18 protein-coding genes are annotated in these 20,604 nt (G+C 66.4%); 10 read left to right on the top strand and 8 right to left on the bottom strand.

The genetic code is table 11. From position 1 onward, the window contains the following. The coding region (locus ACPYOD_RS17420) for a molybdate ABC transporter permease subunit (RefSeq protein ID WP_481302976.1) at nucleotides 1–333 on the top strand (333 nt) is incomplete at its 5' end. Further along, the gene (locus ACPYOD_RS17415; protein WP_481302975.1) at nucleotides 330–995 is read left to right on the top strand and encodes an ATP-binding cassette domain-containing protein; all 666 of its coding nucleotides are present in this window, start codon (nucleotides 330–332) and stop codon (nucleotides 993–995) included. The genes ACPYOD_RS17420 and ACPYOD_RS17415, both read left to right, overlap by 4 nt. On the opposite strand, the gene ACPYOD_RS17410 is transcribed toward ACPYOD_RS17415, so the two are convergent. After that, a complete protein-coding gene (locus ACPYOD_RS17410; protein WP_481302974.1) occupies nucleotides 992–1,786 on the bottom strand; it encodes a TOBE domain-containing protein in 795 nt (264 codons plus the stop codon). The genes ACPYOD_RS17415 and ACPYOD_RS17410 overlap by 4 nt on opposite strands. A 69-nt stretch (nucleotides 1,787–1,855) precedes the next feature. On the opposite strand from ACPYOD_RS17410, the gene ACPYOD_RS17405 reads away from it, so the two are divergent. Genes ACPYOD_RS17405 through ACPYOD_RS17395 form a run of 3 tightly spaced genes read left to right on the top strand, consistent with a single transcriptional unit; the run spans nucleotide 1,856 to nucleotide 4,488 of the window. Continuing rightward, complete coding sequence (locus ACPYOD_RS17405; RefSeq protein ID WP_481302973.1) at nucleotides 1,856–2,824, top strand: lysylphosphatidylglycerol synthase transmembrane domain-containing protein; 969 nt, start codon at nucleotides 1,856–1,858, stop codon at nucleotides 2,822–2,824. Then, nucleotides 2,821–3,960, top strand: coding sequence for a serine hydrolase domain-containing protein (locus ACPYOD_RS17400; protein ID WP_481302972.1), 1,140 nt, complete (start codon nucleotides 2,821–2,823; stop codon nucleotides 3,958–3,960). The genes ACPYOD_RS17405 and ACPYOD_RS17400 overlap by 4 nt, the downstream gene beginning before the upstream one ends. A 51-nt stretch (nucleotides 3,961–4,011) precedes the next feature. Continuing rightward, entirely contained in the window at nucleotides 4,012–4,488 is a 477-nt protein-coding gene (locus ACPYOD_RS17395; RefSeq protein WP_481302971.1) for a T6SS immunity protein Tdi1 domain-containing protein, read from the top strand. A gap of 15 nt (nucleotides 4,489–4,503) precedes the next feature. Here the strand turns inward: ACPYOD_RS17395 and ACPYOD_RS17390 are convergent, their stop codons facing one another. The 7 genes from ACPYOD_RS17390 to ACPYOD_RS17360 form a co-directional block, all read right to left on the bottom strand. After that, the gene (locus ACPYOD_RS17390; RefSeq protein ID WP_481302970.1) at nucleotides 4,504–4,803 is read right to left on the bottom strand and encodes a type II toxin-antitoxin system RelE/ParE family toxin; all 300 of its coding nucleotides are present in this window, start codon (nucleotides 4,801–4,803) and stop codon (nucleotides 4,504–4,506) included. 2 nt (nucleotides 4,804–4,805) lie between these two features. Next, a complete protein-coding gene (locus tag ACPYOD_RS17385) occupies nucleotides 4,806–5,075 on the bottom strand; it encodes a YlcI/YnfO family protein (RefSeq protein WP_481302969.1) in 270 nt (89 codons plus the stop codon). 72 nt (nucleotides 5,076–5,147) lie between these two features. Beyond that, a complete protein-coding gene (locus ACPYOD_RS17380) occupies nucleotides 5,148–6,422 on the bottom strand; it encodes an RNA polymerase sigma factor (RefSeq protein WP_481302968.1) in 1,275 nt (424 codons plus the stop codon). 52 nt (nucleotides 6,423–6,474) lie between these two features. Next, nucleotides 6,475–7,239 (bottom strand): YciI family protein, encoded by a 765-nt coding sequence (locus ACPYOD_RS17375; protein ID WP_481302967.1) that lies wholly within the window; start codon nucleotides 7,237–7,239, stop codon nucleotides 6,475–6,477. Nucleotides 7,240–7,267: 28 nt separating this feature from the next. Further along, nucleotides 7,268–7,729 (bottom strand): VOC family protein, encoded by a 462-nt coding sequence (locus tag ACPYOD_RS17370; RefSeq protein WP_481302966.1) that lies wholly within the window; start codon nucleotides 7,727–7,729, stop codon nucleotides 7,268–7,270. Between the two features lie 29 nt (nucleotides 7,730–7,758). After that, a complete protein-coding gene (locus ACPYOD_RS17365) occupies nucleotides 7,759–8,190 on the bottom strand; it encodes a YciI family protein (RefSeq protein WP_481302965.1) in 432 nt (143 codons plus the stop codon). 114 nt (nucleotides 8,191–8,304) lie between these two features. Then, nucleotides 8,305–8,955 carry an HWE histidine kinase domain-containing protein gene (locus ACPYOD_RS17360; protein WP_481302964.1) on the bottom strand — a complete coding sequence of 217 codons (651 nt, stop codon included), beginning with the start codon at nucleotides 8,953–8,955 and terminating at the stop codon, nucleotides 8,305–8,307. Between the two features lie 412 nt (nucleotides 8,956–9,367). Here ACPYOD_RS17360 and ACPYOD_RS17355 point away from each other — a divergent pair, with 412 nt between their 5' ends. The 5 genes from ACPYOD_RS17355 to ACPYOD_RS17335 form a co-directional block, all read left to right on the top strand. Then, on the top strand, nucleotides 9,368–15,379 hold the full coding sequence (locus tag ACPYOD_RS17355) for an alpha-2-macroglobulin (RefSeq protein ID WP_481302963.1): 6,012 nt from the start codon (nucleotides 9,368–9,370) through the stop codon (nucleotides 15,377–15,379). A 21-nt stretch (nucleotides 15,380–15,400) separates the two neighbouring features. Beyond that, nucleotides 15,401–17,764 (top strand): penicillin-binding protein 1C, encoded by a 2,364-nt coding sequence (pbpC, locus tag ACPYOD_RS17350; protein WP_481302962.1) that lies wholly within the window; start codon nucleotides 15,401–15,403, stop codon nucleotides 17,762–17,764. An 87-nt stretch (nucleotides 17,765–17,851) separates the two neighbouring features. Beyond that, on the top strand, nucleotides 17,852–18,274 hold the full coding sequence (locus ACPYOD_RS17345) for a VOC family protein (RefSeq protein WP_481302961.1): 423 nt from the start codon (nucleotides 17,852–17,854) through the stop codon (nucleotides 18,272–18,274). A 111-nt stretch (nucleotides 18,275–18,385) separates the two neighbouring features. Continuing rightward, nucleotides 18,386–19,780 (top strand): sugar porter family MFS transporter, encoded by a 1,395-nt coding sequence (locus ACPYOD_RS17340; RefSeq protein WP_481302960.1) that lies wholly within the window; start codon nucleotides 18,386–18,388, stop codon nucleotides 19,778–19,780. 265 nt (nucleotides 19,781–20,045) lie between these two features. Continuing rightward, nucleotides 20,046–20,604 (top strand): fimbrial protein (locus ACPYOD_RS17335; RefSeq protein ID WP_481302959.1); only part of this gene is annotated, 559 nt, incomplete at its 3' end.

The raw sequence follows: 20,604 nt of genomic DNA, 5'->3' as shown, positions 1-20,604 counted from the left end.
GACCCGCAACTGGAAGACGCGGCCCGTGTGCTCGGGCTCGGTACCGCCGCCACTTTCTTCCGCGTGTCCTTGCCGCTTGCGAGCCGCGGCATCACCGCGGGTGCGTTGCTGGCCTTCGCCCGCGCGATGGGTGAGTTCGGCGCAACGCTGATGATCGCGGGCAACCTGCCGGGCCGTACGCAGACGCTGTCCGTCGCCATCTACGCCGCGGTACAGGCTGGCGACGACCGCGCGGCGGGCATCATGGTGGCGGTGACCTCGGTCGTCTGTGTGCTGGCACTGCTGCTGGCCGGTTGGCTGGCACCGGACCACCTGCGGCGGGGGCGGCCATGAGCGTCGACGTTTCCATCCGCAAGGTGCTGCGTGCCGACGATCGCCATTTCGAACTGGACGTGGCGTTCGCGTCCAACCATCGGCGGATCGTGCTCTTCGGCCATTCCGGCGCGGGCAAGAGCCAGGCGCTGCGCGCCATCGCGGGGCTGCTGACGCCCGACGCGGGCCATGTGCGGGTCGACGGCGCCACGCTGTTCGATGCACCGGCGGGGGTGAACCTTCCACCGCGCGAGCGCGGCGTCGGCTATGTGTTCCAGGACTACGCCCTGTTTCCTCACCTCACCGTGGCGCAGAACATCGGATTCGCGTTGGAGCGCGGCTGGTTCAATCCCCGCCGCCGGTCACGCGACGAGCGCGTGCGCCACTGGATCGACACGTTCGAACTCGGCGCCGTCGCCGGGAGTCACCCGTCGCGCATCTCCGGCGGCCAGCGGCAGCGGGTGGCGTTGGCGCGTGCACTCGCGGCGGAGCCGCGGCTCGTGCTGCTCGACGAACCGTTCGCCGCCCTCGATCCCGCGTTGCGCGTGCGCATGCGCAAGGAACTGCTTGCGTTGCAGTCGCGTCTCGACTTGCAGATGCTGGTGATCACGCACGATCCGGCCGACGTGGAAGCGCTGGACGGCCACACCATCGAACTGCGCGACGGCCGCGTGGCGGTTTAGTCGGTTACGCCGAGAATCACCGACGACGCGTCGAATAGGGCAAGCACCGGCTTGCCCTCGGCGAGCTCCAGCGCGGCCAGGCTTTCCATCGTGACGATCGCGGCGATGCTGCCGCCGCCGTCGAGCGCGACGGTGACCTCGCCGTTCACCGCTCCTTGCTGCACGCGCGACACCGTGCCCGGCAGGCGATTCGATGCGGATACGCGCAGGCCGTCGCCGGGAAGCCCGATGAGTACCCAGCTGGCCTTCACCAGCGCGACCACGGCGCGTCCCGCGACAAGGCCGAGACTGGAGGCGCTTTCCCGCGTCACCGTGGCGACGATCGGCGCACCGCCCGGCAGATCGATCTCGACGGTATCGTTCACCGCGCCTTCGACGATACGTGACACCGTGCCGGCCAGCTGGTTGCGCGCGCTCGTGCGCATGGTGAAGTTCCTCAACAGATGGAGGTCGTCGGTAGCCTCGTCGCCCAGTGCGGCAAGACGATCGACGAAGCGGCGGTGCTCGGTTTCGATGCGGCGGAACGAATCGATGAGCCGTTCCGCGCGCGGCGTCAGCCTGGCACCGCCACCGCCGCGGCCGCCGGTGGAACGCACGACCAGCGGCTCGCCTGCCAGGTTGTTCATGGTATCCACCGCATCCCAGGCGCCCTTGTAACTCATGCCGACGGCCTTGGCGGCGGCCGTGATGGATCCCGTGGCGCCGATCTGCGCCAGGAGTTCCACCCGATCAATGCCGCCCCAGCGGCGGGCGCCGTCGGTCAGCCAGAGCGAGCCTTCGTAATGGAGCATCGTCTTCCCCATGGAGCACGGAGGAAGTTTAGGCTTCCCGGCCCGGTCGTGGGATGATTCCCGGCATTCATGACGACACGACAGGCAGGCGCGGCGGTGCCCAGGCAAGACTCGAAAACCCCGAAGGCGATCGCGACTCGGGCGGCGAAGATGCTCGTCATGGCGGCGATCGTCGGCGGCGCCGTGTTCCTGCTCCACCGGTACATCGAACGCATGGCCTGGCAGGATGTGCGCGAGGCCATCGACCGGATTCCGCGCTGGCATGTCGTCGGTTCCATCGCGGCCACGCTGGTCAGCTGGATCTGCCTCACCGCTTACGACGTGTTCGCCGTGGAGACCGTGGTTCCCGGAAAAGTGTCGATGCGGATGAAGGTCTTCTCCGGCTTCACCACCCATGCGATCTGCAATGCGCTGGGATTCCACGCCATCACGGGCACGGCGTTGCGGTATCGCGTGCTGTCCACGCAGGGCGTGGGCGCCGCCGATGTCGCCCGCGTGGTGGGACTGGTCGGCTTCGCGGTAGGCATGGGCTTCGCCTCCGCGACCTGCCTGGCGCTGCTGCTCGAGCCGTCCATCGCGCAAGGTTGGGGACGTTGGCCCGGTGTCGCCCTCGCTGTCGCGTTCGTCGTCCTGCTGCGTTGGCTCGCAGGAAAGCACGACGAACTGAAGGTGTGGAAGTTCAGCACGCCCGTGCCTTCGGCACGTTCGGCAGGCGCGCAGATGGCGATCGGCGTGGTGGAGATGGCCGGTGCCACCGGCGCGATGTACCTGCTGCTGCCAAGCGAGATCGCAGGCAGCTTCCTCGACTTCGCACCGATCTACGTGGGCGCGATCCTCGCCGGCATCGTCAGCAACACACCGGGCGGTATCGGCGCGTTCGAAGCGCTGACCCTCGCCGCGTTTCCGCAGGAGCAACGCGCGCAGGTGCTGGCTGCGCTGCTCGCCTATCGCGCCATCTACGGCCTGGGACCGCTGGCAGTGGCATCGCTGGCCCTTGCGGCCTTCGAAGTGCGCCGCCGGATCGCGGCCCCCGCATGAAATACCTGCCTATACTGGCCCTCCTGTTCCTGGCCGCTTGCGCGGCGCCGCACGCCCGCCGTACCGACGTGCTGTTCTGGAACCAGGCGCAGCGCGAGGGCGCGTTCCGTGCGATGGAAACGCATTACGCAAGCAATGTCGTGCGCCACGGAAAAGCCCATCCGCTCCCCGCGGGCGCGCCGCTTGCGCCGCGCTTCCAGAACGGAGACACGCTGGACGCATACATGTCCGCGCACCACGTCGCCGGATTGATGGTGGTGCAGGACGGACGCATTCGTCTGGAGCGCTACGGCCTGGGGGCAGGGCCGTCGACGCGCTGGACGTCGTTCTCGGTGGCGAAGTCGTTCACCTCCACCCTGGTCGGCGCGGCGCTGCGCGATGGCGCCATCCACAGTCTCGACGACAAAGTGACCCGCTACTTGCCCGAGCTGGCGGCTGGCGCCTACCGCGACGTGACGGTGCGCCAACTCCTGGAGATGACCTCGGGCGTCCGCTGGAACGAGGATTACACCGATCCGCGCTCGGACGTGGCGATGATGTACGAGGGCACGCGCGAACCGGGCGTGCCGTTGCTCGTGACGTACATGTCCCGCCTGCCTCGCGAGTTCGCGCCAGGTGAGCGTTGGGTCTACAAGACGGGCGAAACCGATCTCGTGGGCATCCTCGTCACGCGCGCCACCGGTAAATCGCTTGCGGCTTACCTGTCGGAAAAGATCTGGATGCCCTATGGCATGGCATCCGACGCGCTCTGGCTGAAAGACGACGTGGACGGTACCGAGGCCGGAGGTTCCGGCGTGTCGGCCACGCTCGCCGATTACGCGCGCCTCGGCCAGTTCCTGCTCGACGGCGGTACGGCCGTGGGAAAACCGGTGCTGGCAGACGGCTGGCTCACCGACGCCACACGCACGCATTCCGACATCGGCGCCCCCGGACGCGGTTACGGTTATCAATGGTGGACCTACGACGACGGCAGCTTCGAAGGCCTCGGCATCTTCGGCCAGCTGCTGCACGTCGACCCGCGTCGCCACGTCGTCATCGTGCAACTCGCGGCATGGCCGGTGGCCACGAACGAGGCGGAGGCCGGCGCCCGCGCGGAGTTCGTCAGGGCGGTGAACCGCGCCGTGGACGGGCATTAAGGCGCCCAGGGGCATAAAATACGGCCTTCCCCCGCTGCAACAGGCGCCCCCATGGCCCTCTCCTGGAACGATCTCACCTGCACTCCCGACAAGGAGGCCATCGACGCGCTCGCCGAATCCTGGCGCTGGCGCATCGGGGACGCCTTTACCCCACTGCTTTTCACCGCGCTGGGCGACATGTTCTACGAGGCCGACGAGGGCGGCATCTTCTGGCTCAACACCGGTACGGCCGAGCTCGAGCGCGTGGCGGAGAGCGTCGAAGGTTTCAATAACCTGCTGCGTGAGGAAGTCGCCGAAGACTGGCTGCTGCCTCCGCTCATCGAGGCACTGATAGAGGCAGGCAAAACGCGTGCGGAAGGCGAGTGCTACACGTACGTGACCTTGCCGGTGTTCGCGGAAGGCGAGTTCTCGGTGGAAAACCTCAACCCGGTGCCCGCGAAGGAACATTTCGAACTCACGGGCTCGGTCCTGCAGCAACTCCAGGACGTACCCGACGGCACGAACGTGAAGATCGACATCACGCACTGAGCGTGTTCCCGCCGGTTATACGAAGTAGTCGTCCTCGCGCTGATGGCGAAGCGCCAGCAAGGTGACGTGCTGGATTCCGATATGGAACAGCACCACGTAACCGTTGCCGCCGAAGGGAACGACGAGCTCGCGGAGGAACGGATCTTCGCCACTTGCCCGTCGGCAGGTATAAGGGAACTCCTCGAGGATGCCCACGGCCCGCACCAGCGTCTGAATGGCCCTCTCGGCCGCGTCCGCGTCGTTTGCCGCGAGGAAATCGGACAGTCGAAGAAGATCGGCCCGCGCGCCGTCCGTGTAGCGAACCTCGTACCTCATTCCTATCCCTTGCTTTTCCGTGCGGTGGCGATGCGCGCCGCGGCCTCCTTATGTACGTCCGCTGCGGCGTGGTAGCTGCCGGTGCGCTCCGCCTGCGCCAGTGAGGCGAGGCCGCGGGCAAGGAATTCCTTCTGCATGGCACGCCGTTCGACGGCCTCGGCCACGGCCGTTTCAATGAACGCGGAGAGCGTTTCTTCCTCGCCGAGCACGGACTCGGCCCGCTGCCGGAATTCGGGTTCGATACGGATCGAGGGAAAGGTGGCCGTCTTCATGGCAACTCCGTGCATTGCATTTGCGATGCAAACTAGCACGGCTAACGATGTAAGACCAGCCGAGGCTGCGCCTCAGCTCTGGACCGGCAGCGCGCAGGCATCGGCGCGGGATTCCAGGAGGTGGCGTTCGCGCTCGTTGCGAGTCATGCCGGCGGCGCGGAGGAAGGCCGCCCTGGCGTCCATCGGGCGGCCGAGGCGGAAGAGCAGGTCGCCATGCACGCTGGGGAGCAGGTGGTAGTCCTTCAACGCGGGTTCGTCGAGTAGCGATTCGACGATAGGCAGCGCCGCTGCCGGTCCCTCCGCCATCGACACGGCTACGGCGCGGTTGAGTTCGACCACCGGGGACGGGAGCACCTCCACCAGTTCGCCGTAAAGGGCGGCAATGCGCGGCCAGTCGGTGTCTTCGGCGCGCGTGGCCCGTGCGTGGCAGGCGGCAATGGCGGCCTGCAGCGCGTAGGGCCCGCGTGACCCGCCCAACCTTTCCGCTCGCTCCAATGCCTTCAGGCCACGGCCGATCAGCAGCCGGTTCCAGCGGCTGCGGTCCTGGTCGAGCAGCAGGATCGGTTCGCCGTTCGCATCGGTGCGGGCGCCCGTACGCGATGCCTGGATTTCCATGAGCGCGATCAGGCCGTGCACTTCGGGTTCGGCCGGCATCAGTTCGGCCAGCACGCGGCCGAGGCGCTGGGCTTCTTCGCAAAGCGCGGGCCGCATCCAGTCGCCGCCGGTGGTGGCGGCGTAGCCCTCGTTGAAGACGAGGTACAGCACACGCAGCACCGATGCGAGACGCTCTTTCAGGGCTTCGCCGCGAGGCACCTCATAAGCCACCGCTTCGGCGGCAAGGCTTCGCTTCGCGCGCACGATGCGCTGGGCCACCGTTGCTTCCGGAAGGATGAACGCGCGGGCGATCTCGTCGGTGGTGAGGCCGCCCAGCAGCCGCAATGTGAGCGCCACGCGGGCCTCGATCGACAGCACCGGATGGCAGGCGGTGAAGATGAGCCGCAGCATGTCGTCGCCGATGTCGTCGTCGAGCGCGTCGATCAGCTTGTCGTCGTGCGATTCGAGCAGCCCTTCCATGTCCTGGCCCAGGGCTTCGAGCTTGCGTCCGGCCATGCGCTCGCGGCGGATGCGGTCGACGGCACGATGCTTGGCGGCCTGGGTAAGCCAGGCGCCGGGATTGCGCGGCACGCCGTCGCGCGGCCATTGCTCCAGTGCGGAGACGAGCGCGTCCTGGGCCAGTTCTTCGGCCAGGTCGAGGTCGCGGACCATGCGCACGATCGTCGCGATCAGTCGCGGCGATTCGATCTTCCAGATCGCGTCGATGGCACGGTGAGTATCGTGCGTAGTCATGGCCACGCATGACAGCATTCGCTGCCATGCGTGGCAAGCCGCGTTGCGGCAATTACGCGGGGATCACGTCTTCCATCCGCCAGAGTTCGCGGATCTCGAGGCGGGCGTCGTCACCGTCCGGGAACGGAAAGGTTTCCGTCCAGGCGATGGCATCGTCGATGCTGTCTACCCGCAGCACCCAGAAGCCTGCCACCATTTCCTTGATCTCGGCGAAGGGGCCGTCGAGCACCGTCGCCTTGCCACGGGAGAAGGTGACCCGCTTCGCATGCCGGCTGGACGACAGGCCATGGCCGGCAATGAGGAAGCCCGCCTCGTGCCCCGCCCGGTTGGCCTCGCTCATGCGGCCGAGGATCTCCGGACCGGGATTCCAGTCGGTTTCGCTGCGCTCGTTCGCCTTGAGCATGACCATGAATCGGGGCTTGGGCGATTCTTCCTCGCTGGGATTGCCGAAACCGGACAGCCCGCCGGGACACCCGATGGGACGGATCTCGATTTCGGCCTGGCCGTTGGCATCTTCCGCCGGCCAGCCCTTCACCCATTCCACCGCCTCTTCCATGGAGCCGGCTTCGATGATGCTGAAACCGGCGACGAGCTCCTTCGTTTCGACGAAGGGACCGTCCACCGCCACGGCCTTGCGGCCGGGGGCGAAGGTGACACGCACGCCGGTGCTGCTCGGCTTCAGGCCTTCACCGGCCAGCAGGCGGCCTTCGGCCGCCAGCGTGTCGATGTAGTCGCCCATGGCGTCGAGCAATTCGCGGCTCGGCTTCACGCCGGCCTCGCTGTCATGGTCCGCCTTGCGGACGATGAGGAACTGCATAACTCACTCCTTACGGATTGGGTTTGCCTTACGGACTGGGTTTGTCGCCTGCGTTGATCATCCAGGGCACGCCGAACTGGTCGGTGCACATGCCGAAGCCCTTGGCCCAGAAGGTTTCGCCATACGGCATCGTGACCTTCCCGCCGCTGCACAGCGCCTCGAAGATCTTCTTGCCTTTCTCGACGTCGTCGATGCCGATGGCGATCGAAGCGCCGCGCAGGGCGCCTTCGTCCTGCGGGCTGTCGGAACCCATGAGCAGGATCTGTCCGTCGACGGCAAGATTGACGTGCATGATCTTCTCGCCGAACGCGGCCTGCTGCTCCGGCGTCATCGGACCGCAACCGTTATCGTCGCCGCCGCCTTCCTGGGGTGGCATGTCTTTGTAGCGGTGCAGCTCGTTGATCTTGCCGCCGAGCGCCGTTGCGTAGAACTCGAAGGCTTCTTCGCAGGTACCGTTGAAAAACAGGTAAGGCTGGATATGCATACGCATGTGTGGACTCCTTTCGTTATCGGGGGGTATCAATGACGCGACGCCAGCTCGGCGCGCAGCCGTTCTTCCTGCGCGCGCGCTTCGGGCGTGAATTCGGCACCGAAGTCCTCGGCATCGTAGACGCGGCGAATCTCAATTTCTGAGTCGACGTCGCCTTCGAACGGATTCGGCGCTCGCTTCATCCACTCGATCGCCTCGTCGAGCGAGCGCACCTGGATCAACCAGAAACCGGCGATCAGCTCGCGGGTTTCGGAGAACGGGCCGTCGATCACCTCGCGGCGGTCGCCGCGGAAGCGCACCCGGGCGCCGGCGCTGCTCGGGTGCAAACCCTCGCCGGCCAGCATCACCCCGGCCCGGCACATCTCTTCGTTGAAATGGCCCATGGCCGTGAGCAATTGCTCGCTCGGCATGGCGCCCGCCTCGGAGGCGGGCGTCGCTCTCACCATCACCATGAATCGCATCGTCGTTCTCCTGCGTGCGGCCGGGACAGTCCGGTCTTTCATGGAGACGTCGATTGTGAACCCGTCGGATCGACAAGGGCGAGCGACATTTATTCGCTGGTTCGCCGGTGGCGATCAGGCCGGGTGGGCGGGTGCCTCGAACACGGCCCGCACCCCGTCCGGTTCGAAGCGGATGCCCGCCTCGCCATGCGCCTCGCCCGCCAGCGTCCGTTCGATGAAACGGGTGCCGAATCCCCGCCGCAGCGGCGGTTTCACGGCCGGGCCGCCGCGCTCCTTCCATTCCAGCCTTACCCGGCCGCCCGAGGCCGTGGAAACGAACGTCCAGGCAATGCTGACCGTGCCCGAGGCCGTCGAAAGGGCGCCGTACTTGCTGGCGTTGGTCATCAGTTCGTGCAGCGCCATGGCCACGGCCACGGCGGTTTCGCCGTCCAGGAGGAGGGGCGGGCCGGAGAAGCTCACCCGGGCATTGCCCGGATCGTGCGGCGCAACGGTGGACTCCACCATGCAAAAGAACGGCACCTGCCTGGCGGCCCCCGCCAGCAACAGGTCGTGGGCGTTCGCAAGGGCGCGCAGCCGGCTTTCGAAGGCATCCATGGAACAGTCGAGGGGGCGGTCGCAAAGGAAGCTCTGCCGCGCCATGGCCTGCACGACCATGAGGATGTTCTTCATCCGATGGTTGAGGTCGTCGATCACCACGCGTTGGGTGCGGGCCGTGTCGCGCAGGCTCATCACGTCGTCCAGGGAGCTGGTCGCTTCGTTGCTCATGGTCTCTACCGTCTGGCCCGCGCTTCGCCCCTGATCCCCCGCGCCGGGCGTCACATGCGGCGAGGGCGCTTCCTGCACGCCTGCCATCCCCGTTTGAACCGGCGGACGAGCTGACGATAAAGCAAGATAAGCGCGCGTTACATGACGTTACGCGACCAGCGTGAGCCACGTCACGCATGAATCGATTTGATTGTTTTTTCAGAAAACTTCTATTGTGTATCGGCGCCGCAACAGAACCATGCCTGCCTTCGCTGTGCCAGAATTCCGCCGTTGCCGCGGCACACGCCGCGCGCAGGATCGTCCGTAGGGGATAAGCGAGCCATGGTCCGCCCGTCGCAGCCGCGACGGACGGTCCGTTCGCGTATCCGCAACGTGCCGACGACGCCGTCAACCGAGAAGGAAAGGGAGAAACATGGATCTGCTTCGCTTCATCGCCTTGTTGCCGCTGCGCCTCGTGCGCGGCCTCTTCCAGGCGCTGGCCTGGGCATTGCGGCCCCTTTTCGGCAATGTGTCCTGGTCCGCGCCGGCATGGCTGCCCGCCACCGGGCGCGCGGCGCGCAGCCATCCCTTGAAATTCACCGCGACGGTCGGCGGGGCACTGCTGCTGGCCGGCGCGTGCTGGTTCGGCTGGCACTGGTGGCAGAACCGGCCCCGGCCCGCCGAGCCCGAGCGCATCACCTTCCAGGCGCCCGCGCCGCGGACCACGGATTACGCCAATGTCCCCGTCACGATCCACCCGCTGGTGGTGACCTTCTCGGGCTCGGCCGCGCGGCTGGAATCGCTGGGCAAGCCGGTGACGGACGGCATCGCCATGGACCCGAAACTGCCGGGCCAGTGGACCTGGGAAAACGACCATGTGCTGCGCTTTACTCCCGCGAGCGACTGGCCGGTGGGCCGCAAGGTGGACGTGCGCTTCGACAAGGCGAAGGTGTTCGCGCCCCAGGCGCTGCTCGCCGACGACCATTTCGCGTTCGAGACCGCGCCGTTCACCGCCCGCGTGGTGAACGGCGAGTTCTACCAGGACCCGCAGGACCCCACGCGGAAGAAGACGATCGTGCAGCTCGGTTTCAATTACCCGGTGGACGCGGCACAGCTCGAGAAGCGGCTGTCCCTCGAGCTGCGGAACGGCAACGACAAGCGCGGCAGCGACCTCAAGTTCACGGTGACTTACGACGAACAGCGGCTCAATGCGTTCGTTCACTCGCAACCGCTGCAACTTCCGCGGGACGACGGATCGGTGGCGCTGCGGCTCGACGATGGCGTGCGCTCCAGCCGCGGCGGCGACGGCACGGAAAAGGAATTGGAAACGGCGGTGCGGGTGCCGGGCCTCTACAGCCTGAAACTCGACGAGGTGTCGGCCACACTGGTGGACAACGAGCGCTTCGAGCCGGAGCAGGTAGTGGTGATGCACTTCGGCGGCCCGGTGAGCGACGCCGAGCTGGCGAAGAAGTTGCAGGTGTGGGCGCTGCCCATGGGCGACGACAAGCACTATGGCGTCGATGCCATCGGCGACGCGGACCTGCGCGGTTTCGTGCGGCTGAAGCCGGAGATCGTTCCCACGGAAAACGACTGGTCGGAAACGCAGAGCTTCCGTTACCACGCCCAGCCGGCCCAACGCATCTATGTGCGCGTGGACAAGGGCATGACGTCGTTCGGCGGTTACGTGATGCCCAAGGCGCGGGCGGACCTGCTCACTGTGCCCGACTACCCCAAGCTGCTCCGTTTCATGGCCGACGGCTCGCTGTTATCGCTGAGCGGCGACCACCGTGTTTCCGTGGTGTCGCGCAACATGCCCGGCATGCGCGTGGAGGTCGGGCGGGTACTCCCCGACCAGTTGCAGCACCTGGTTTCCCTCAACTCCGGTACGTATGCGAAACCGGAGATGTACAGCTTCACCCCGGACCACATCGTCGACCGCTTCGTCAGCAAGGTTTCCTTCCCGGATGACGGACCGGGCAAGGCGCACTACGAAGGTTTCGACCTGGGCCAGTACCTTGCTTCGGGCAAGCGCGGTGTGTTCCTGCTGAAGCTTGCCGGCTTCGATGCGAAGGCGGCCGAGAACGCGCGCGCCGCGCGCGAGAAGAGCGCCCGCGAGGCGGCGGCGCGCGAGGCCGGCGGCGATCCGGACGCGGCGGCGTCCGCTGCGGCCGCCGACGATGAGAACGACGGCATGATGTACGACGCGCCGCGCGACGAGCGCCTGGTGGTCGTCACCGACCTGGGCATGATCGCGAAGAAATCGCTGGACGGCAGCCACGACATCTTCGTGCAGTCCATCCGTACCGGCGCGCCGGTCGCCGGTGCTTCGGTCTCCGTCATCGCCAGGAACGGCAGCACGCTGTTCACCCAGGCCACCGGGGCCGACGGCAACGCGCATTTCGCCAACCTCGCGGGTTTCACCCAGGAAAAGGCTCCGGCGATGTTCGTGGTGCGCCAGGGTGAAGACCTCTCGTTCCTGCCGGTGGGTTCGTACGACCGTTCCCTGGACTTCTCCCGCTTCGACATCGGCGGGGAGCCCAACGCGCACAGCCAGGGCCAGCTGTCGGGTTACCTCTTCTCCGACCGTGGCATCTATCGCCCGGGCGACCTGTTCCACATCGGCATGATCGTGCGGGCCAACAGCTGGACGCGCAGCGTCGCGGGCATGCCGCTGATCGCCGAAGTGGTGGACCCGCGCGGCACCACCGTGCGGCAGGAAACCGTGTCCATGGACACGGCCGGTTTCGCCGAGCTGGCATACACCACGGCGGAGACCTCGCCCACGGGCAACTGGACCGTGAACCTCTACATCGCCAAGGACGGCAAGCCGTACTCCCAGATCGGCAGCACCACGGTGCAGGTGAAGGAGTTCCAGCCCGACCGGATGAAGGTATCGGCCAGGCTCTCCACGACGGTGGCGGAAGGATGGGTGAAGCCCGCCCAGCTGAAGGCGCTGGTGGATGTGCAGAACCTGTTCGGCACGCCGGCGGCGAATCGCCGGGTGGAAGGGTCGCTCGTCCTGCGCCCAGCCTTTCCCTCGTTCCCCAGTTACAAGGATTACCGCTTCTACGACATCCGCCGCGCGAAGGAAGGTTTCGAGGAGAAGCTTGCCGACGCGAAGACCGACGACAAGGGCCATGCGGAGTTCGCGCTCGATCTGACGCGCTATGCCGACGCCACCTACCAGCTCTACTTCCTCGCCAAGGCTTACGAGGCCGAGGGCGGACGCAGCGTCGCCGCGGCCACGCAGGGCATGGTGTCGTCCAACGACTGGCTGGTGGGCTACAAGTCGGTGGACAACCTGGACTATGTGAGCCGCGATGCGAAGCGCAGCGTGAACCTCGTGGCGATCGATCCGGGCGCGAAGCGCATCGAGCTGAAAGGACTGAAGCAGGCCATCGTCGAGACGCGCTTCGTATCGGTCCTGACGAAGCAGGACTCCGGCGTCTTCAAGTACGAGTCGAAGGCGCGCGAATCCACGCTCTCCGAAACGCCGCTCACCATTCCGGCGGCCGGCCTCGACGTGGCGTTGCCGACGGACAAGCCGGGCAACTTCGCGCTGGTGGTGAAGAACGCGGACGGCAAGGAAGTGAACCGCGTGGCGTGGTCCGTGGCAGGCGAAGGCAACGTGTCCCGTTCGCTGGAGCGGAACGCGGAACTCCAGCTCACCCTGTCGAAGAAGGACTATGCCCCGGGCGAAGCGGTGGATGTCGCCATTCGCGCGCCCTATGCAGGTTCGGGACTGATCACGATCGAGCGCGACAAGGTGTACGCGCACGCATGGTTCCATGCCGACACGACCAGTTCGGTACAGCACATCACCGTGCCGGCCGGTTTCGAGGGCAACGGCTACATCAACGTGCAGTACGTGCGCGATCCGTCGTCCGACGAGATCTTCATGAGTCCGCTGTCATTCGGCGTGGTGCCGTTCTCGGTGAACATGGACGCTCGCCGCAATGCCATCGCGGTGGAAGCGCCCGCGCTGGTGAAACCGGGCGACACCGTGACCTTCCATGTCACGTCGTCCACGCCCACCCGTGCGGTAGTGTTCGCGGTCGACGAGGGCATCCTCCAGGTGGCCCGCTACAAGCTGGGCGATCCGCTCCAGTACTTCTTCCGCAAGCGCATGCTCGAGGTATCCACGTCGCAGATTCTCGATCTCATCATTCCGGACTTCCAGAAACTGATGGGTATGGCGGCACCGGGTGGCGACGCCGAGGGCGCGATCGGACGCCAGCTGAACCCGTTCCGCCGCAAGCGCGACAAGCCGGTGGCGTACTGGTCGGGCATCGTCGACGTCGACGGCTCGCGCGACCTCACCTACAAGGTGCCCGACTACTTCAACGGCAAGCTGCGCGTGATGGCGGTGGCCGTGTCGCCCGAACGCATGGGCACCTTCGAGGGGGCCACCACCGTGCGCGGCGATTTCGTGCTGTCGCCCAACGTGCCGACCACGTTGGCACCCGGTGACGAAGCCGAGATCAGCGTCGGCGTGGCCAACAACCTCACCGGCCTCGGCGGGAAGGACGTGCCCGTCGCCGTGAACCTGAAGCTCGGTCCGCAATTGCAGATCGTCGGCGACGCCGCCAAGATCTTGAGCCTGGGCGAGATGCGCGAAGGCGTGGCGATCTTCCGCGTCCGTGCCACCGACAAGCTGGGCTCCGGCAACATGACCTTCACCGCGAGCTACGGCGGCAAGTCGGCGAAGCAGGCCGTGGACCTCTCGGTGCGGCCCGCCTCGCCGATGCGCACGGACCTGGCTTTCGGACACATCGATGCGCATTCGCGCGGCGATGTGACCGGCCTGCGCGACATGCACGACGAATACGCCACGCGCGACGCTGCGTTCTCCACGGTGCCGGCGGTGCTGGCGCGTGGCCTGGCCGCCTACCTCGTGGACTTCCCGCACTACTGCACCGAGCAGGTCATCAGCGCGGCGATGCCGGCACTGGTCTTCGGCAAGCATCCGGAGTTCGGCGATGTGAAGCCGGCGCACATGCAGGACGGCTCGGCACCGCCGGCCGATCCGGTGGCGGCCTTGTTCGACACGCTGCGCGCGCGACAGAACGGGCAGGGCGGCTTCGGCCTGTGGGCGGCCACGTCCGACACGCACGCCTTCGCCACCGACTACGCGGTGCATTACCTGATCGAGGCGAGCGACCGCGGCGTGGCCGTGCCGCGCGACATGCTGACCGCCGCGGACAACGCGCTCCGCCAGATCGCCGCCGACGACTCGGGCGACGCACTGGCGGACATGCGGCAGCGTGCCTACGCCATCTACCTGCTGACCCGCCAGGGCAACGTCACCACGAACGACCTCGCTTCGGTGCAGCGCCGTCTGCAGGAGGCCTACCCGAAGGACTGGAAGGGCGACCTCGCGGCCGCCTGGCTGGCGGCGTCCTACAAGCTGCTGCACCAGGACAAACTGGCCGGCGAGCTGATGGCGGGGCCGCGGAAATTGCTGACGCGCGCACCGGCGGATGAAACGTACGCTTATGCGGACTATTACGACGCACCTACTCGTGACGCCTCGGTACTGTACCTCCTGGCGAAACATTTCCCCGAAGAGGCCAAGGCGCTGCCGCCACAGACCGTGGAAAATCTGGTGCGTCCGCTCGGCAAGGGCCACTACAACACCTTGTCGTCGGGCATGATCGTGCTGGCGCTGGATGCCTGGGCCAAGGAAGGCGGCGATCCGGCAAAGCTGTCGATCGGTGCGGTCGCCGCCAATGGCACCGTGGCGCAGATCGGCGCGCCCAAGGGCGCCATCCTCAATGGGCACTGGTCGGCTGGCACGCATCGCCTGCGCCTCGTCAACGACGCCGATGCCACCGCGTGGTATGGCGTGGCTCAGACCGGCTTCGACCGGAAACCGTCGACCGAGGTGCGCAAGGACGGCCTGGAAATCATCCGAACCTATACGACGCTGGACGGCAAGGACGTCGACACCGTGAACACGGGCGACGAAGTGAACGTGCACGTGCGCATCCGCGCGACGAAGGACGACGGTGTCGCCAACGTAGCGATCGTCGATCTCCTGCCCGGCGGCTTCGAGCCGGTGCTGGACACGGCTCCCGCGGAGGCGGCGGTACCGGCCTCCGAGGCGACGGACGAATCCTCCACCGAGGAATCCTCCGATGAGGGCGACGCGGAAGCCGCGGAAAGTGCAGAAGGCGGAGAAGGCGAAAGCGACACGCCGGCCTGGCGCTCGCCGATCGGCAATCCGGAATCCACCTGGAAGCCGGAGTATGCGGATGTGCGCGAGGACCGCGTGGTGGTCTATGGCTATGTGAGCCGCGATGTGCAGGAGTTCGTCTATCGCATCAAGGCGACCAACGCGGGCCGCTTCATCGTTCCGCCCGCACTCGCGCAGTCGCTGTACGACCGCACCGTGCAGGCACAGGCGCCGGGTGGCGGGACGCTCACGGTGGAACGCAAGCCCTAGCGGAACCGGTATCCGCATCGCATGAGGCCATTCCTTTCCCTTCGCCTTCCCCGCTGGCACAACGTCCTCGTGGCGTTGCTGCTGGTCGTGGGCATCCTCGCCGGTTGCCGGCTCTGGCCGCACGATCCGCTGCGCGCATCGTTTCCTTCTTCCACGGCGGTGTACGACGCGAACGGTCGTCTGCTGCGCCTCACGCTCGCCAGCGACCAGCGCTATCGTCTCTGGGTGCCGCTGGAGGACATGTCGCCCGCGATGGTGGACGCGGTATTGCTGCATGAGGACCGCTGGTTCCGCTGGCATCCCGGCGTGAGCGCGTGGGGACTCGTGCGCGGTGCCTGGATGACGTATGCCCGCGGTCGCCATCCGCAGGGCGGCTCGACCATCACGATGCAGCTGGCCCGGCTGATGTGGCACCTGGACACGCGCAGTCCCGGCGGCAAGCTCGTGCAGGTGGGTCGCGCATTGCAATTGGAGCTGTTCCACTCCAAGCACGATATCCTGGAGGCCTATCTCAATGCCGCGCCCTTCGGCCGTAACGTGGAAGGCGTGGGCGCCGCCAGTCTTGCCTACTTCGGCAAGGCCCCCGCGCGACTCAGCCTGCCGGAAGCGCTGACCCTCGCGGTGATTCCGCAGGAACCCGCGCGGGGCCTTCCCGGGCGCGTGGACGGTGCGGCGGTGATCGACACGGCGCTGAAGGCATCGCGCGATCGCCTGTTCGCCCGCTGGATCGTTCGACATCCGGAGGACGCCGCCGCGCGGCCGCTGTTCGACCTTCCACTGCGGCTCCGTCCGCTTTCGCGATTGCCGTTCGAGGCGCCGCACTTCGTCGAGCAGGTACTGGCGGAACGCCGCATCGACGGCGGTGGCGACATGCGCGTCGCGACGACGTTGGACCTGGGCCTGCAACACAGCCTGGAACGGCAGGTACGGCAGTACGTGGAACGCGGTGCCGATCGTGGCATACGCAACGCGGCGGCGATCCTCGTCGACACGCGGGACATGGGCATAAAGGCCATGGTCGGCTCGGCCGATTACTTCGACGCCTCGATCCTGGGGCAGGTGAACGGCACGCAGGCAAAGCGCTCGCCGGGTTCGACACTGAAGCCCTTCATCTATGCGCTGGGATTCGACCAGGGCGTGCTGCACCCGGAAACCGTGCTGCGTGACGTGCCGTCCTCCTTCGGCCCATATACACCGGAAAACTTCGACGGCCATTTCCTCGGTCCGGTCACCGCGACGCAGGCACTGGTGCGAAGCCGCAACATTCCCGCCGTGCAGATCGCGGCGAAGCTCGCGTCACCGAATCTCTACCAGTTCCTCCGTGACGCCGGCATTTCGCGCATGGCAAGCGAGCAACATTACGGCCTGGCCCTCGTGCTCGGCGGCGGCGAAGTCACTATGCAGGAACTGGCGCGGCTGTATGCCATGCTGGCCAACCGCGGCGAACTGCGGCCGCTTCGCCTGCTCGACGGCACACCGAAGAGCCGCGGCACGCGCATGCTCAGCGAGGAAGCGAGCTTCATGGTCATGGACATGCTCCGGCAGAACCCGCGGCCTGACGACGTGGCGGCGCAGTCCTCGCGCCTGCCCGTGTACTGGAAGACAGGCACGTCGTGGAGCTTCCGCGACGCGTGGACGGCCGGGAGCTTCGGTCCTTACGTGCTGGTGGTGTGGATCGGCAACTTCGACGGCGCGGGCAATCCCGCTTTCGTAGGCATCGACGCCGCGGCGCCGCTCTTCTTCCGTATCGCGGACGCGCTGCGGGCCGAGCGGCCCGGACTTGCCGAACCCGTGCGGCGCAATCCGCCGAACCTCCGGCGCGTGCCCATCTGCCTGGCCAGTGGCGATCTGCCTAATGCCTGGTGTCCGCAGGTCGGCAGCACGTGGTTCATCCCCGGCAAGTCGCCCATCCGCGTGAGCACTGTGCACCGCCCGGTGGTGATCGATACCGCCTCCGGCAAGCCCGCATGTCCGCCCTATGATCCTGCGCGGACGCGGGTGGAAGTGTACGAATACTGGCCGTCGGACCTCGCGCGGGTCTTCGCGCAGGCCGGTATGCCACGGCGCACGCCGCCCGTCCTGCCCGATTGCCAGGGTGGCGGCCAGCCAGCCGGCGACCCGCCGCGCATCACCTCGCCCCTGAAGGGAAGCAGCTATCAGATCCGCGCGTCGCGACTGGGTACCGAGCGCATCGCTTTCGCCGCCACCGCCGATGCCGGCTCGCGCACGCTCTACTGGTTCGCCGACGATGCCTACCTGGGCAGCGTTCCCAACGGCCAGGCCCTCATGTGGGCACCGGAGCGCACCGGGCGCTTCCTTGTCCGCGTGGTGGACGACCAGGGCCGCGCGGATTCGAGGACCCTGGTGCTGGAAGCCCGCGAGTAGGGCAGGAAAAAGGCACGCTCGCGGCGGTGCTGTCCACGGGACGTGTTCCGGGCGTAACTTAAGCGTTTCACCGGGAGGCGCACTACGATGAACAGCACGGTCATTCCCTGCCTTCGCTATACGCACGCGCTGGAAGCCATCGACTTCCTGTGCAATGCCTTCGGCTTCGAGCGACAGGCGGTCTATGTGAACCCGCAGGATCCAAACCTGGTCGACCATGCGCAGCTGACGTATGGCGGCGGCATGGTCATGCTCGGATCCGTGCGCGATGACACGGCTTTCAGCCGGCACATGGTGCAGCCTGACGAGGTCGGCGGAAGGGAAACGCAGTGTGCCTGTGTCGTCGTCAAAGATGTTCGGGCGCATTACGAGCGTGCGAAGAATGCCGGGGCCACCATCGTCGACGAGTACGAGGAGAAAGAGTACGGCGGTGCCGGGTACTCCGCCCGCGACCCGCAAGGCCACCTCTGGTACTTCGGCAGCTATGATCCGTGGGCGCAGGGGAGCTAGGCACGACAGGCCCCCTGCCTGGTGGACCACGCGCCGCCTCGGCGGCTCCTACACAACTTCAATACGTGTCGCGGCATCCAATGCCGGGATCGTTCACGCCAGGAACCCTCGATGGATGATGTTGCCAAGCAGGAAACCCAGACCGCCCATCCCAAGGCGGCCATCGTCACCACCTGTATTCTCGCCGCCCTCGCGGGCCTCATGTTCGGACTCGACGTCGGCGTGATATCTGGCGCCACGCAGTTCATCCAGGCGGAGTTCAAGGTTTCGGACCACGTCATCGAATGGATCGTCAGCGCGATGATGGGCGGCGCCGCCGTCGGTTCGCTGGGCGCGGGCTGGATGTCGGCAGCGCTGGGACGCAAGCGTTCCCTCATGCTCGCCGGCGTGCTGTTCGTCGCCGGTTCGCTGTTCTGCGCGGTGGCGGGCACGCCGACCGTGCTCATCGTGGCGCGCTTCGTGCTGGGCCTGGCGATCGGCATCGCGGCATTCACGGCGCCGCTTTACCTCGCGGAAGTGGCGCCGGAGAAGATCCGCGGCGCCATGATCTCCACGTACCAGCTGATGATCACCACGGGCATCTTCATCGCTTTCCTTTCCGACACCGCCTTCAGCAGCAGCGGCAACTGGCGCTGGATGCTCGGTGTGATCGCCGCACCTGGCGTGCTCTTCCTTGCCGGCCTCTTCTTCCTCCCGGACAGCCCTCGCTGGCTGCTTCTGGTGGGACGGCGGCGCGATGCGGAAACGGTGCTGAGTAAGTTGCGCGGCAACCCGGAGACTGTGCGGCGCGAGATCGCCGATATCGACGAACAGCTGAAGACCCGCCAGCACGGCTGGAGCATGTTCCGCGAAAATCCGAATTTCCGTCGCTCGGTCGGCCTCGGCGTCCTGCTCCAGGTAATGCAGCAGTTCACCGGCATCAACGTGGTGATGTACTACGCGCCGCGCATCTTCAAGGAAATGGGTTACGACACCCACGCGCAGATGATATTCACCGCCGTGGTGGGTCTCACCAACATGCTGGCGACCTTGATCGCCCTTGCCTTCGTCGACCGGCTGGGCCGCAAACCCATCCTTTATGCCGGCTTCGCCATGATGACGGTGGGCCTCGGTGCGGTGGGCACGATGATGGCCCTGGGTATCGCCTCGCGCGGCGAGCAGCTCTTCACCGTGGGCATGCTGCTCTTCTTCATTGTGGGCTTCGCGATGTCCGCCGGTCCGCTCATCTGGACGCTGTGCGCGGAAGTGCAGCCGCTCAAGGGCCGCGACTTCGGCATCGCGTGCTCCACCTTCACCAACTGGATCACCAACATGCTGGTGGGCGCCACCTTCCTCAGCTTGCTGAGCGGCATCGGCAACGCGCAGACCTTCTGGCTCTATGCCGGCTTGAACGCGGTGTTCATCCTGTTGACCTTCTGGCTGGTTCCGGAAACGAAGAACGTGACCCTCGAGCAGATCGAGCGCAACCTCATGAGCGGCAAGGCGTTGCGCAGGATCGGCCAGTAGTTTCCGCGCGCATTAGCACGCCTGGCGCCGTTCTGTCATGAGAGCGGCGCCCATTTTTTCTGAAATGCGAGGCTCTTCGGACTTCCGAAAGGAAGTCCGATTTTTGAGCAATCTTCCATATGGCTTGTAGGCCAAATCCGACAGAATCCTTGTCGCTCGCGTAGACGAGCACTCGGCTGCGTGAGCACGGGGAGGCCCCGTGCCTCCCCTGGCCGACGGCCCACGCTGGGCCGTTGCTTTTCCAGAACGTAACAAGGTTAATCGGATGAACCTCAAGGCAATTACATCGGCCCTGCTTATCGCAGGGCTGGCGGCTCCGGCCGCCTTCGCTTCCACCGGCACGATCACGTTCACCGGTTCCATCAGCAATGTCACCTGCACCATCAGCGGCGGCGATCCCGGTACGGGCATCCCCGATTTCACCGTGCCCATCGAGGGCGTGAACGCCGGCGATTTCCCGAACGTGGGCAGCCACGCCGGCACCACCGGTTTCCGCATCTACGTGGGTAAAGCCGGTGAAACGACCTGCACCAACGGCACCCAGGTATGGGCGGCGTTCGAGCCGGGCTCCACCGTCGATCCGCTGACGGGTGCCCTCATCACCACCGGTGCCGCGCAGGGCGTGCAGATCCGTCTCTTCAACAAGTCCGGCGATCCCATCGACGTCTGGAGCCCGAACCAGAGCGTGATCAAGGAAACGGTCGCCGACAACCAGGCCGTCATCGCTCACTCCGCGGCATTCGAGCGCACGGGCAACATCACCGCCGGTGATGCGAACAGCTCGGTCGTGTACTCGATCCGCTACCTGTCTCTTATACACATCT

The organism is Luteibacter sp. HAY1-4A (assembly GCF_056755355.1).
Note: the sequence above shows the minus strand (reverse complement) of the source record. Positions and strands in the feature narration are given on the sequence as shown.

Bases quoted from the DNA above. Each gene is read 5' to 3' on its own strand.
- ACPYOD_RS17415 (WP_481302975.1), top strand. From the start codon at position 330: ATGAGCGTCGACGTTTCCATCCGCAAGGTGCTGCGTGCCGACGATCGC.
- ACPYOD_RS17410 (WP_481302974.1), bottom strand. From the start codon at position 1,786: ATGCTCCATTACGAAGGCTCGCTCTGGCTGACCGACGGCGCCCGCCGC.
- ACPYOD_RS17405 (WP_481302973.1), top strand. From the start codon at position 1,856: ATGACGACACGACAGGCAGGCGCGGCGGTGCCCAGGCAAGACTCGAAA.
- ACPYOD_RS17400 (WP_481302972.1), top strand. From the start codon at position 2,821: ATGAAATACCTGCCTATACTGGCCCTCCTGTTCCTGGCCGCTTGCGCG.
- ACPYOD_RS17395 (WP_481302971.1), top strand. From the start codon at position 4,012: ATGGCCCTCTCCTGGAACGATCTCACCTGCACTCCCGACAAGGAGGCC.
- ACPYOD_RS17390 (WP_481302970.1), bottom strand. From the start codon at position 4,803: ATGAGGTACGAGGTTCGCTACACGGACGGCGCGCGGGCCGATCTTCTT.
- ACPYOD_RS17385 (WP_481302969.1), bottom strand. From the start codon at position 5,075: ATGAAGACGGCCACCTTTCCCTCGATCCGTATCGAACCCGAATTCCGG.
- ACPYOD_RS17380 (WP_481302968.1), bottom strand. From the start codon at position 6,422: ATGACTACGCACGATACTCACCGTGCCATCGACGCGATCTGGAAGATC.
- ACPYOD_RS17375 (WP_481302967.1), bottom strand. From the start codon at position 7,239: ATGCAGTTCCTCATCGTCCGCAAGGCGGACCATGACAGCGAGGCCGGC.
- ACPYOD_RS17370 (WP_481302966.1), bottom strand. From the start codon at position 7,729: ATGCGTATGCATATCCAGCCTTACCTGTTTTTCAACGGTACCTGCGAA.
- ACPYOD_RS17365 (WP_481302965.1), bottom strand. From the start codon at position 8,190: ATGCGATTCATGGTGATGGTGAGAGCGACGCCCGCCTCCGAGGCGGGC.
- ACPYOD_RS17360 (WP_481302964.1), bottom strand. From the start codon at position 8,955: ATGAGCAACGAAGCGACCAGCTCCCTGGACGACGTGATGAGCCTGCGC.
- ACPYOD_RS17355 (WP_481302963.1), top strand. From the start codon at position 9,368: ATGGATCTGCTTCGCTTCATCGCCTTGTTGCCGCTGCGCCTCGTGCGC.
- pbpC (WP_481302962.1), top strand. From the start codon at position 15,401: ATGAGGCCATTCCTTTCCCTTCGCCTTCCCCGCTGGCACAACGTCCTC.
- ACPYOD_RS17345 (WP_481302961.1), top strand. From the start codon at position 17,852: ATGAACAGCACGGTCATTCCCTGCCTTCGCTATACGCACGCGCTGGAA.
- ACPYOD_RS17340 (WP_481302960.1), top strand. From the start codon at position 18,386: ATGGATGATGTTGCCAAGCAGGAAACCCAGACCGCCCATCCCAAGGCG.